This window comes from Coprococcus sp. AM97-35, from assembly GCF_027697525.1.
Lineage (GTDB): Bacteria > Bacillota > Clostridia > Lachnospirales > Lachnospiraceae > Allocoprococcus > Allocoprococcus comes.
In genome coordinates this window covers 1-13,254 of sequence record NZ_JAQESL010000012.1, presented here as the reverse complement: position 1 = coordinate 13,254, position 13,254 = coordinate 1, and the positions used below count along the sequence as shown (strand labels likewise).

The 13,254-nt window shown below is 43.5% G+C and carries 11 protein-coding genes; 2 read left to right on the top strand and 9 right to left on the bottom strand.

The features are described from left to right. Nucleotides 1-60: 60 nt before the first annotated feature. From gatB to PG840_RS10065, 7 genes are all read right to left on the bottom strand, one after another. Complete coding sequence (gene gatB / locus PG840_RS10095; RefSeq protein WP_117557128.1) at nucleotides 61-1,494, bottom strand: Asp-tRNA(Asn)/Glu-tRNA(Gln) amidotransferase subunit GatB; 1,434 nt, start codon at nucleotides 1,492-1,494, stop codon at nucleotides 61-63. Beyond that, the gene (gene gatA / locus PG840_RS10090) at nucleotides 1,495-2,997 is read right to left on the bottom strand and encodes an Asp-tRNA(Asn)/Glu-tRNA(Gln) amidotransferase subunit GatA (protein WP_270613598.1); all 1,503 of its coding nucleotides are present in this window, start codon (nucleotides 2,995-2,997) and stop codon (nucleotides 1,495-1,497) included. 14 nt (nucleotides 2,998-3,011) lie between these two features. Continuing rightward, nucleotides 3,012-3,305 carry an Asp-tRNA(Asn)/Glu-tRNA(Gln) amidotransferase subunit GatC gene (gene gatC, locus PG840_RS10085; protein WP_008373126.1) on the bottom strand — a complete coding sequence of 98 codons (294 nt, stop codon included), beginning with the start codon at nucleotides 3,303-3,305 and terminating at the stop codon, nucleotides 3,012-3,014. Nucleotides 3,306-3,319: 14 nt separating this feature from the next. After that, on the bottom strand, nucleotides 3,320-4,504 hold the full coding sequence (locus tag PG840_RS10080) for a hypothetical protein (protein WP_270613597.1): 1,185 nt from the start codon (nucleotides 4,502-4,504) through the stop codon (nucleotides 3,320-3,322). Nucleotides 4,505-4,568: 64 nt separating this feature from the next. Continuing rightward, nucleotides 4,569-5,900 (bottom strand): aspartate--tRNA(Asn) ligase, encoded by a 1,332-nt coding sequence (gene aspS, locus PG840_RS10075; protein ID WP_270613596.1) that lies wholly within the window; start codon nucleotides 5,898-5,900, stop codon nucleotides 4,569-4,571. 478 nt (nucleotides 5,901-6,378) lie between these two features. Beyond that, nucleotides 6,379-7,647 carry a chloride channel protein gene (locus PG840_RS10070; RefSeq protein ID WP_117834678.1) on the bottom strand — a complete coding sequence of 423 codons (1,269 nt, stop codon included), beginning with the start codon at nucleotides 7,645-7,647 and terminating at the stop codon, nucleotides 6,379-6,381. A gap of 296 nt (nucleotides 7,648-7,943) precedes the next feature. Continuing rightward, nucleotides 7,944-8,384 carry an Rrf2 family transcriptional regulator gene (locus PG840_RS10065; RefSeq protein WP_270613595.1) on the bottom strand — a complete coding sequence of 147 codons (441 nt, stop codon included), beginning with the start codon at nucleotides 8,382-8,384 and terminating at the stop codon, nucleotides 7,944-7,946. Between the two features lie 127 nt (nucleotides 8,385-8,511). On the opposite strand from PG840_RS10065, the gene PG840_RS10060 reads away from it, so the two are divergent. Further along, nucleotides 8,512-9,288, top strand: coding sequence for a 4Fe-4S binding protein (locus tag PG840_RS10060; protein WP_270613594.1), 777 nt, complete (start codon nucleotides 8,512-8,514; stop codon nucleotides 9,286-9,288). A 107-nt stretch (nucleotides 9,289-9,395) separates the two neighbouring features. Continuing rightward, nucleotides 9,396-9,959 (top strand): hypothetical protein, encoded by a 564-nt coding sequence (locus PG840_RS10055; protein WP_270613593.1) that lies wholly within the window; start codon nucleotides 9,396-9,398, stop codon nucleotides 9,957-9,959. 85 nt (nucleotides 9,960-10,044) lie between these two features. On the opposite strand, the gene PG840_RS10050 is transcribed toward PG840_RS10055, so the two are convergent. Together PG840_RS10050 and PG840_RS10045 are read right to left on the bottom strand one after the other, a co-directional pair. Further along, nucleotides 10,045-11,010 (bottom strand): carbohydrate kinase family protein, encoded by a 966-nt coding sequence (locus PG840_RS10050; protein WP_270613592.1) that lies wholly within the window; start codon nucleotides 11,008-11,010, stop codon nucleotides 10,045-10,047. 334 nt (nucleotides 11,011-11,344) lie between these two features. After that, a complete protein-coding gene (locus PG840_RS10045) occupies nucleotides 11,345-13,021 on the bottom strand; it encodes a M3 family oligoendopeptidase (protein ID WP_270205721.1) in 1,677 nt (558 codons plus the stop codon). Nucleotides 13,022-13,254 lie beyond the last annotated feature (233 nt).

Below are 13,254 nucleotides of genomic sequence, written 5' to 3'. Positions count from 1 at the left end.
AACGTCCGATTATCACATTTTACTCCGTGATAACCGGACGATTTTTTTATTTCTATTTTTTTATTTCAGCATTTCTCTGAGCAGTTCATTAACCATACCCGGATTTGCTTTTCCTTTCATTGCCTTCATGATCTGTCCAACCAGTGCGCCAAGGGCTTTTTCTTTTCCACCCTTGAAATCTTCCACTGCCTTTGGATTCTTTGCAATCACTTCTTCCGCAAGTGTGCGGAGTGCACCTTCATCGTTGACGGTCTTCAGTCCGTGATCCTCTACATATTTTTCCGGATCCACATCCTCTGCAAATACCTTTTCAAATACCTCTTTTGCAACAGAACTGTTGATGGTTCCTGCGTCTGCAAGTTCGATCAGTTTTGCAAGGTTCTCCGGTGAAAATTTAATATCTGCCGGCTCCTGTCCGTTTTCATTTAATAGACGCATGGTTTCTACCATCAGCCAGTTGGACACTTTTTTCGGCTTGTTGCAGATTGCACAGGTCGCCTCAAAGAGATCTGCCATCTTCTTCGTTCCGGTAATGAGCTCCGCATCATAACGTGGAATATCATAATCTTTCTCATAACGTGCAAGTTTTTCATTTCTCAGCTCCGGCTGTTGGTCTTTGATCTTCTGGATCCATTCATCACTGATCACGATCGGCACCAGATCCGGTTCCGGGAAATAGCGATAGTCCTGCGCATCCTCTTTGGAACGCATTGCATAAGAATATTCTTTATTATCATCCCATCTTCTGGTTTCCTGAATGACTTTCTTTCCTTCTTCGATGAGTTCGATCTGTCTCTGTCTCTCTCCCTCGATCGCATGTGTAATCGCTTTAAAGGAGTTCAGGTTCTTCATCTCAGTACGTGTTCCAAACTCAGAAGCACCTACTTCACGAACCGAAAGATTGACGTCTGCTCGCATGGATCCTTCCTGAAGCTTACAGTCCGATGCTCCCAGATACTGGCAGATCATACGCAATTTTTCCAGATAAGCAATGACTTCATCTGCCGAACGCATATCCGGCTCCGATACAATCTCGATCAGCGGAACCCCACTTCGGTTATAATCGACTAAAGAGCAGTCCTCCCACTCATCATGGATCAGCTTTCCGGCATCCTCTTCCATATGCATCTCATGGATCCGAACTTTTTTCTTCTGCTCTCCGACTTCAATCTCTACATAGCCGTCTCTCGCAATTGGCAGATAGAGCTGTGAAATCTGATAGTTCTGCGGGTTATCCGGATAGAAATAATTCTTACGGTCGAATTTGCACACCTGTGTGATCTTACAGTTTGTCGCAAGTCCTACTGCCATCGCATATTCTACTACTTTTTTATTTAATACCGGAAGGGAGCCCGGCATACCGGTACATACCGGGCAAGTATGTGTATTCGGTGCGCCCCCGAATGCGGTACTGCATCCACAGAAAATTTTTGTCTTTGTTGCAAGTTCTACGTGAACTTCCAGACCGATTACGGTTTCATACTGCTTTGACATCTATGCTTCCTCCTTTCCGGCTGCTTCTGTTTTGTCGTACATAGATACCCATTTTTTCTCTGTCAGGCACTCATAGGTATAAGCTGCCTGAAAAAGCTTCTTCTCCTGGAAGCAGTCTCCGATGAGCTGCATTCCAACCGGAAGTCCTTTCGCATCCCGTCCAACCGGAATACTAATCCCCGGAAGTCCTGCCAGGTTGACGGAAATCGTATAAATGTCGCCCAGATACATTTTGATCGGATCACTTAAGGAAGCTCCAAGCTTCGGTGCTGTCGTCGGTGCTGTCGTCGGTGCTGCCGGCGCCAGGATCATATCATATTTTGCAAATGCACTGTCAAATGCCTTTTTAATCAGTGCTTTTGTACGGAGTGCTTTCAGATAATAAGCATCATAATATCCGGAACTGAGTACGAAAGACCCAAGCATGATACGGCGCTTTACCTCCGGTCCGAAGCCCTCGGAGCGGGTCTTTTTGTACATCTGGTGAAGCTCTTCATAATCCTTTGTGCGGTATCCGTATTTCACACCGTCAAATCGGGACAGGTTGGAACTTGCCTCTGCTGATGCGATGACATAATAAGCCGGAATCGCATATTTTACAAGTCCAAGATCAAATTCTTCAATCTCAGCTCCTGCATTTTTCAGAACCTCTGCGGCTTCCAGAATCGGTTTTTTCACTTCTTCGTCCAGACCTTCTCCAAAATAATCTTTTGGAATACCGATCTTCATCCCTTTTACATCGTTTACCAACGCACTCGTAAAATCCGTGTCCTGGCGTTCTACCGAAGTACTGTCTTTTACATCATGGGATGCGATGGTCTCAAGAACCGTCGCACAGTCGGTTACGTCCCTTGCAACCGGTCCGATCTGGTCAAGAGATGATCCGTAAGCGATCAGTCCATAACGGGATACCGTTCCGTAGGTTGGCTTGATTCCAACGATTCCGCAGTAAGAACTTGGCTGACGGATCGATCCGCCGGTGTCAGATCCAAGAGCATATGGTACTTCCAGAGCCGCAACTGCCGCACAGGAGCCACCGGAAGATCCACCCGGTACATGCTCCAGATTCCACGGATTCTTTGTCTCTCCATAATAAGAAGTCTCAGTCGTGCTTCCCATCGCGAATTCATCCATATTAGTCTTTCCGATCACAACTGCACCTGCTTTTTCCAGGTTCAGAACTGCTTCTGCTGAAAATGTCGGTACAAAATTACTCAGAATTTTTGAACTGCAGGTGGTCGTCACACCTTCCGTACACATGTTATCCTTGATCGCAACCGGTACTCCTGCAAGCGGTCCGGTCAGTGTTCCGTCATCGATCAGCTTCTGCACTTCTTCCGCTCTTTTTAAGGCAGCTTCTTTTTGAAGTGATACAAAACTGTTGACTTCTTTTTCTACTTTATCAATCTGTGCGAAGCAGGCTTCCACTGCTTCTTTTACTGTAACTTCTTTTGCCTGAATCTTTTTTCCAAGTTCAACGGCAGTAAGACCTTTCAAATCCATCTTTCGATTTCCTCCTATGCGAATGTTCTAGGTACTTTGTAGCTCTGTTCTTTCTGCTGCGGCGCATTTGCCAGCATTGCTTCGTGATTGTCTCCATTTGTCACTACATCCTCACGGAATACATTATTTACCGGAAATACATGTGACATCGGTTCAATTCCTTCTGTATCCAGTTCATTCAGGGTATCAATATAATCAAGCATGGTTTCCATATCTTTCTTTGCCTGCTCTTTTTCTTCGTCAGAAAGCTCCAGCTTTGCCAGGATTCCAACGTATTCGATTGTTTCATCCGAAATCTTGTTTGCCATTGTACTCGTCCTTTCTAATAATAATTATCGTAAAAGCTTTCGTACTCCTCCGATTCAATCCACTCACTCGGTGTAAGTTCTACTGTAAGTCCTTCCAGATCAACTTCTGTTCCATCGATCAGGACAATATTTTTCAGCTCCTGTGGAAATCCCGACTCTTCATTACCGATCAGCATTCCCATATAATTTTCGTATCCGGCGCTTACTGTCACGTCATAATCAAAAATCCCAAAACCTTCCACACATTTCACATCATAGACACCTGCAGGTACGTCTTTTCCTACTGTAAATTTATCCGATACGGTTTTCGATTCTGTAAGCGGATTTGCAATTGCTGTCAGATTCATCTGTGCATTCTCTGCTGTCATGTGAAGCTCCAGTGTATCCTCTACTATCACATAACATCCCGGAAATACTTCAAAGTCACTGACTTCTTCTTCCGTATTATCGTAGTCATCACCAAAATTGTACTGCACCCAGATATTATTTTTGCTGTCTGTCAGCTCTACCTGACCACTTCCACTTTTGCAGGTCAGTGTATAGGTTCCCTGCGGAAGATGTACACCGCCTTTATAAATTCCGGCTGTCAGGTCTGCTTCATAAAGTTCTCCTTCTTCCGGCATCACTTCCTGCAAATCACTGTATGGATCTTCCTCGGTGTAGCTGTCACTGTCATCATAAGTATAGTCATCAAAATAATGCTGAACTTCATCGCTGATCGTTCCGCCAAGCTCACCTGCAAATGCTGCAATGATCACAAAGCCGATCAGAAACTTTCCAAGCTTCCTTTTCTTTTTTACCGGTCTGCTGCGTTGTTGCATTGAAGATGATGTATAACTGTAACTCTGGTTTCCTGTCTGGCTGTAGCTTGTGCCTGCGGTATTGTAGCTCGCATTTGCTGCAGAATATCCATTCCCCGCCGGATTTACTTTTCCTGCTTCCGCATTCTTTGACGCCTTTTTTGCAGCTGCTTTCTTTGCATTTTTATCTGCATTCTTCGCCTTACGCACATTTTCCCGAGTCATGGTCTTTCCTTCATACGGCTTTTCCGCTTCCGTATGTATATGTGTCAGCGATTCTTCATGACCGGAATTTCCAAGTGTCACATACTGATCGTCATTCTTTGAATTGTCAAGCCCACACTCTGTGCAGATATTTCCGTTTAATTTTCCTCCACATAAGGAACATCTTCGTCTCATTTTGACCTCCCCCGCTGCCTCTTGTCAGCTTCCTTTTTTACCTGCCAGCCAGGGAGCTTCGTCTCTACGGAGTAAGTCTGCTTAAATCTCTCGGGAAGAGGGTTGTCTCACGGACGTTATCTTCACCAAGAAGCTGCATTGTCAGACGTTCCATTCCGATTCCAAGACCTCCATGTGGCGGCATACCATGTTTGAATGTATCCAGATAGGTCTCCAGTCCTTCTTCCGTCATTCCCCGCTTTGCAAGCTTTTCCATCAGCATGTCGTAGTCATGGATTCTCTGTCCTCCGGTCGTGATCTCAAGTCCACGGAACAAAAGGTCAAAGCTGAGTGTGAATTTCTCATCCTGTGGATCGTCCATTGCATAGAACGGACGCTTCTTTGACGGATAGTAGGTTACAAATACAAAATCAGAATCCCATTCCTCTTTTGCGTACTGTCCGATCAGATGCTCTTCCTCGGGTTCCAGATCAAATGGATTGCGGATCTTACGTCCATACTTTTCTGAAACCTTCTGCTTTGCCTCGTCAAAACGGATTGCCGGAATTTTAGAGACATCCGGAAGTGTCACGTCCAGGATTTTAAGTTCCTTCGCATAATCCTTTTTCAGAAGCTCCATCGTATACTGAAGGAAGCCCGTTTCCATCGCCATGATATCTTCAAAGCTGTCGATATAACCCATTTCAAAATCCAGACTGGTATATTCGTTCAGATGACGCTTGGTGTTGTGTTTTTCTGCTCTGAATACCGGTCCTGTCTCAAATACTCTGTCAAAAACACCAACCATCATCTGTTTGTACAGCTGTGGACTCTGTTCCAGCACTGCCGAACGATGGAAATAATCCAGTCGGAAGAGGTTAGATCCTCCTTCTGCTCCTTTTGCTCCGATCTTCGGGGTATGAATTTCTGTAAAACCTTCTTTATACAGGAACTCTCTGAATCCTCTTACGATTCCTTCCTGAATTTTAAACTTCGCTCTTTCCCTTACGTTCCGAAGAGAAATGGAACGATAGTTCAGCTTCGCTTCCAGGGAAGTGTTCAGTTTCCACTTTGAAACAGCAAGTGGAAGGCTGTCTTTTGGCATACTGAGTACTTTTATCTCACTCAGACGGATTTCCATTCCGTTCGGTGCCTTCTCTGATTCGGTCAGTTTTCCTGTTACTTCTACTGTAGCGGCTTCTCTTAAATCTTTCAAGTTAAATTTTGTAACGCCTTCTTCGTATACACACTGGACCAGACCTTCCCGTTTTCTCAGAATCACGAAAGCGACTGTTCCCATGTCACGAATTGTATGAACGGCTCCATTTACCTTCACTTCTTCTCCAAGTCTTCCCTCTTCCAGTAATTCACTAAGTTCCAGCGTTTCTTTTTCTTTTACACCTGTCATAAATTCCATGTCACAATCCTCCTAAAATATGTTTTGCTTTTGTCAACTTCGTATTCCGGATTGTTTTTTGATGTACATGGCAATAAAAAAGCCCCGGAATACTTTTTCGTATTCCGGGACGGATAATCTGATGATCCGCGGTACCACCCGCATTGAATCCTTTGGGATTCCTCTCTTACATGCGTAACGTGCATGAACCGTATTACCCTACTAAAGCACCTGTGCTTTCCATTCAGATAATCTGCTCCAGAGTGTTCCCTTCGCCTCATTCCTCAAACAGCGCTCTCAGTCGGTGACGCCGTATTCCTGTCAAGTTCCAGAAGCAAGAGTCTCTTTCATCGCTTTGCTTTACTAAATTATTTTTAGATACTAGCACACGTTCTTTACTTTTTCAAGTATTTTCTTCTATTTTTTAATTTTTTCTCGTTAATTGTCAGCTTTTTTGCTTTAAAATCATCAATTCACTTTGTTTCTTTTTGTTTTTTGATTATTTCGTATGTTTATCCACGTATTTATTCTCTGTTTTGGAATAAACAATTTTCTGTTCCTTATATAAGCTGTAATATCCGGAAAGCAGATAGCTTACCGCAACCACAATACAGTAAAACGGCATCCCGTTAAATCCAAACAACTCTGCTGCAATCAAAAGAGATGTGATCGGACTGTTTGTAACTGCACAAAAGACACCAACCATTCCACATGCCGCACAGATATCTGTCGGTGCTGCAAGGATCGTAGACATAAAAGAACCAAGTGTCGCCCCGATAAACAGTGACGGTACGATTTCCCCACCCTTGAATCCGGCGCAGAGCGTCAGTGCCGTAAACAGCATTTTCAGAAGGAACATCTGTGGTCCTGCCGTCTCTTTAAAGCTTGCCTGGATCACACCTGTTCCAAGCCCCAGATAGGCATCCGTTCTGAGTGCAAAATACAAAATGATCACTCCTGCTGCCCCTGCAACCACACGCACATACGGATTCGGAAACCATTTCTTCAGATAATGTTCCCCATTATGCAGCACAATACAGAACAGTGCTCCGACAAGCGCACACGCAATTGCCAGAATGATCGCTTTGATCGAATCCACACTGTAAAAATTCGGAACCGATTCTACCAAATACGGCGGAGTAACGGTCCTCACTTTCAGAAGCAGCGCAATCCCCTGTGCGGCAAATGCAGAAAATACACATGGCACCAGCGCGGCATAATACATCACACCAACACTGATCACTTCCATTGGAAATACAACCGCCGCCATCGGTGTCCCGAAAAGTGCTGAAAATGCGGCACTCATACTTGCCAGAATGATGATCTTCTTGTCACTCTCATTCAAATGCAGATATTTCGCACATACATTTCCTACACTTGCTCCAAACTGAAGCGCTGCACCCTCTCGTCCGGAAGATCCTCCAAACAGATGTGTGATCGCTGTCGATATCAGAATCAGTGGTGTCACCCATCCCGGAACCTCTTCCTCATCCGACCGGACTACTGTCAGAACCAGGTTCGTTCCAGAGTTCTTCTCCTGCCCGGTAATTTTGTACAGCCAGACGATCAAAAGACCTCCTAACGGTAACCCAAGAATGATCATCGGATTTGCCTGTCTAAACGAAGTCGCCCATACAATCGCATAGGAAAATCCGCTGGCGATCAATCCGATAAGACTTCCGATCACCCCGGACAAAACGATCCATTTGAACAATGAACCATACAGATTTTTCCATGCTTCTCTCATTTCTTTTAATTTTTCATTCATCCTTTGTTCCTCGTACTCTTATTTTCTTAAAAAAGAATATGCCCTGGCACATTCTCGCGCCGAGCGCGTTGCTGAGCGCCAGTGGCGCTCGTTAAGCAACGACCGAAGCGGAGCGTAGACCGCTTGCGACATCCTTCATCTTCGCGCGAGTGCGCATCTCCGGCACACGGTGCCTTTTATTTAACAGGAAGTTCCTTCAGAATTTCCTGTTAAATAAAAAATGCTGTATACACATCCTTATTCCACTTTTTATTATAGAAAATTTTTCTTTTTTTGACAATTCCAACTGACAAAGATTATTTCTCTTTTTCTAACTGCATATGATAATCCCGGATCATATCTGCAAGCGTAACTGTCTTCAGGCTGTCTTCCAATGCAGATTCAAATTTAAAATAGGAGTGTTGCAAAACCGTCCGGATGTTACGTCCAACTGGACACAATTTAGAAGCTTTGGTATGTACGTGAAATATATTTTTACAGAACTGCGGTTTCACGGCATTGCAGATTCTGTATACTGTAATTTCTTCCGGCGGCATATTTAAAGTCGTTCCACCGGTACCGTTTTTCACATTAAGGATTCCAGCTTTTTTTAAAGCACTCATGATACTGCGTATCGCTACCGGATTCGTTCCCGTTGATAAAGCAATCTTTTCACTTGTGATCTTATCCATCTCTCCAAATTCGCTGACCAGTATCAGACAATGGATTGCAAGCGATGCCCTTATTGATAACTGCATACTCTGACTTCCTCCTTTGATTTCATTTTAGCTTATCATATTTTTCTATAGGTGTAAATATTGACATTACATCTATGAAATGATAGTCTTGTTGTAAATTCAAAAATTACACCAAAGGAGTAAAAAAATGAAAACATATCCAGTTGTAGAAATTACATTTAGTCCTACCGGAGGGACCAAAAAAGTTGCAGACCAGATCAGCTGCTATCTGGGAAATATTACAAATACCGTGAATCTTATCCGGCACGATGTCAGCTTTTCAGATGTAACAGTCCCTTCTGATTCACTTGCTGTCATCGCAGCTCCTGTATTCGAAGGCGTTATTCCTGATATCGTCATTGAAAGGATGAAAGAGATACAAGGGAACCATGCAAATTGTGTAGTTATTGCCGTATATGGAAATCGCGCATATGACGATGGTCTGATCCAGTTAAAAGATACCGCCGAGTTATGCGGTTTCAATGTTATCGCCTCCGTTGCAGCTGTTGCAGAACATTCTATCATGCGCCAATTCGGCAGTGGACGACCAGACGAAGAAGATAACAAAGAGTTAAAGAAATTTGCAGAAGAAATACTCGAAAAACTTTCCTCTGAAAAAGAATTGTCTACTGATTATTTCGTGCCTGGCAGTCATGAGTATAAACGCCTTGGCAACCTGAATGTTGTTCCAAAAGCAAGTGCTTCCTGCACTGGCTGTGGAAAATGTGCCGATGCCTGCCCAACAGGTGCAATCAATAAAAATAATATCCGAACCGGCGATAGCAGCAAATGTATCAGTTGTATGGGATGTATCGCCGCCTGTCCAAAAGGTATCCGGAAGCTAAACCCTGTCTTTTTGGCTGCCGCATCTCTGAAAATGAAAAATCTGTTATCTGGACGAAAGCCAAATGAGATTTTCTTATAATCCTCAGCAGACATTTCCTTCTCGCTGTCGATTGAAATTTTTATACGAAACTGGTATTCTATAAGAAAAGAAAATCGATCATTTTCATGATCGAAGGAGGTTAAGATATGTCTGAAATTTTAGCTTTCTCAGAATCTGCCGATTCTGATCCAAAGCTTTCTACAGAACCAGATTCCGAATCCGGAGATATCCATACAGCCACTGATGTACCACCCAAAGAAGCTCCAGCTCCGGAACCAGATTCCTCTGAAACAGAAACCATTTCATCTGAGGAAAAAAAGAATACTTACACGGATTTTTCATCGGAAGATTTCAAATCTTCTGACGATTCCGAAAAAGATCCGTTTACCGGAGAAAAGAAAAGTTTCCACCACCACATTTTCCATACAGCAAAAGAACTGAACTATCTGCGTGAAAAATATATCCTGGAAAAAATTCCGGATGATCAGCTTCTTGAGTATCTGAAGCTTGAAGAAAAGCGTCATGAGCTCCAGGTGCAGGAACGCAACATCCGCGAAAAACGGATTATGAATGCCTTTATGCTGACAGTGATCCTTGCTGCAATTGTAGCTGTAGTATACAGTCTGCATGAGAATCCGACGGTACTCATCAGTATCCTGTATATTGGTGGAATCCTTGCAGGCATCCATGTCTGGAATAAGAAAAAATAAATATTATAACATGCACATAAGAACCTCTGCCGGACAAGATGTCAAGCAGAGGTTCTTCTCTTCTGTCTTACAACAGATTCCTTTTTTATACATTCTGGATAAAGTTCTTGATTTCTTCTCTGGTCGGCATAACCCGAAGTGCCCCTTTTCTTGTTGTGATCAGGGATGCTGCCGCATTTGCAAATGTGAGAAGCTCTTTTAAATTTTCTTCGGTCAGCTCTTCCATTCCATGCTCCAGAATATAATTCAGGGAATTGGCACAGAACGTATCTCCGGCGCCGGTCGTCTCGATCGTATGCTCTTGGACAAAGCCCGGAACTTCTACCCGGAGATCTTTATAATATGCACGGCTTCCGTCTTTTCCGAGGGTAATGAGTACCAGCGGAATCTGATATTTTTCACGGATCAGTCTTGCTCCCTCATCATAGTCCGTGGTTCCGAACAAAAATTCCACTTCATTATCTGAAATTTTCAGGATGTCACATTTGGAAAGTCCGTATTCGATCTCGGCTTTCGCCTCATCCAGTGATTTCCAGAGTGGCGGGCGGAGGTTCGGGTCAAAGCTTATGATACATCCTGCTTCTTTTGCCACATCGATCGCATATCTGGTTGCTTCTCGCACGCCTTCATGGGTAGAGGAAAGTGTTCCGAAATGGAAAATCTTTGCCCCACGGATCAGATCTTCGTCCACTTCTTCTTTTTTCAGCATCATATCTGCTCCCGGATTCCGGTAGAAAGAGAAATCTCTGTCACCATCCGGATAAGTATGTACGAACGCAAGTGTGGTATGTACTTCTTCATCCATTACCAGATTCCGTGTATCAATTCCAACTTCTTCGACTGCAGTTTTCAGCTGTTCTCCGAACATATCTTTTCCGACTTTTCCGATAAATGCGGTCTTTTTCCCAAGCTTTTCAAGCATGGCGAGTACGTTGCATGGTGCGCCTCCCGGATTGGCTTCCAGAAGCGGATTGCCCTGTACACTTGTTCCATTTTCTGTAAAATCAATTAGCAGTTCGCCTAAGGCGGTTACGTCATAGATCTTTTCCATATTCGATTCCTCTCTTTATAATCCTCTTGGATGCAAAGTTATAGGCTGTGAAGACGGATTACACAAAAGAACTGTTTCAAATTCAGTTGTGCAAACCATTCCGATGAACCTCTTAGGGCGAAAATCGTGTTCAGCAGAGGTTTCCACGATTTTTGAGTTTCATCTCCATTGCACAAAATCAGAATTTGAAACAGTTCTTTTGTGTAATTCGTCCATCAAGGTTATCGATAATAATCTTCGATCCCATACTCTTATAAGCAAATTATACCTTGTCCCTCCAGTACATGCAATAAGATTATGTAATCGATATCATGTTTTTTCAGTTTTCTTTCGCTTAAATCAGGTTCAATTTTTTCAGAACGTTGTAGATGGTTCCTTCTTTGAATGGGTCGCTTAAGTTTCCGATTCTGAGGAGTTCGTGGTAGCCTTTGCTTCCGCCCTGGCGGCAGAGGGCGTAGTAATCTTTCCATGCACTTTCCAGGTCTTCCTGCATTTTTCCGTAGTATTCGAGGGCTCCTACACGGGATACGGCGTAATCAATATAATAGAACGGGCACATGAATAGGTGCTGTTTCTGCATCCAGAATCCGCCCTGTCCCAGGAATTCATTGCCGTCATAATCTCTCCATGGGAGATAGATTTTTTCCAGTTCGTGCCATACTTTTCTTCTTTCCATTGCATCGGTCAGATTTTCAGCGTATACACGGTGCTGGAATTCATCTACGCATGCCATGTATGGCATTGCTTCCAGCGAATCCCACAGGTATGCTTTTTTCTGTTTTTCTGCATTTTCTCCGAAGAACAGATGCATCCACGGCAGTGTGAAATATTCCATCGCCATTGAATGGATCTCACTGATCTCTGCGGTACTGAATGTCTGCGATAATACCGGAATATTGCGTGACGCTGTGTATGCTTCAAAGGCATGTCCTGCTTCGTGGGTAAGGACATTGACATCTGCATTGGTTCCATTAAAGTTTGCAAAAATGAACGGTGCCTTATATTCTTCCATAAAGTCACAGTAGCCGCCCTGCTGTTTTCCCTGTCTTCCTTCCAGATCAAACAGACGGTATTCCATCATAAAATCAAAGAACTCTCCTGTCTCTTTGGAAAGCTCATGATACATGGTTCTCGCCTTTTCCAGAAGTTCTTCTTCCGTTCCCTCCGGAACTGCATTTCCATCCGGATAGGTAAGACTTTCGTCATAGTATTTTAATTCTTCGATGCCAAGTCTTTCTTTCTGTTCCTCATAAAGTTTCTGACAAAGCGGTACGATATGCTCCCGGATCTGCTTACGGAATATTGCCACATCCTCCGGCGTATATTCAAATCTTTCCATCTTCTGATACATCATCTCGGCATATCCATTAAATCCAAGGTTCTTTGCCATCTGCTGACGGATTCCGATCAGTTCCGTATAAAGGGAATCCAGTTCATCCGAAATCGATTTATACAGCTCTGCCCACTTTTCAAAAGCTTCTTTACGGATGCTTCTGTCGGTATCCTCCATCATCTTTAACAGACCATAGAACCCAAGCTGTTCTCCATGAAAATCTGTAACCGGTGCCGCTGCAACCTGGAAATACTTCTGAACCAGTTTGTTCTCCTGGATCTGCAGATCGGCATTACACGGATCGGTAAGCCGGACTTTGTTCTCTGCCTGTCTGGAATAAACTTCTCCGAACTCTTTTTCAAGCTCTGTTCTGTAAGAAGACTTCAGATAACTCTCATAGAATTTTTTCATTTCTACATCAATCTGTGGCTCGATCTCGAAAATATATTCCATCTCTTTTCGATAGAATTCATCATTGGTATCCTGGCTGTTGCGGATACTTGCCATGACGCGTGTCGTATTAAAGTGGCTGTTTGCATTCAGGATTGCGACAAATGCCTGATGCGCGCCTTCAAAATCTGCAGCCTCGTTAAAGTTCTTTGTTTCTTTCTGGATGGTCTGAATATACGCTTCCCCATCTGGACGTACATATTTCATCTCTGAAAATTTTTCCATCATCTTTTCCTTCTTTCCAATCTTTTTCCTCTGCCTGTCAGAATCATATTCTTTTCCCCAAAAGCAGCTCTATCCCGATTTTATCACAACTCATCCTGTGATTCCATCACCTTTTCGTACAATGTTACGAAAGAATAAAAAATCTCTTCTGACACAGTCGGATTCTTCAATCCACATCTGCATCAAAAGAGCTTCTTATCTTCAGACATACAAAAATCGGAGTGACAGGATTTGAA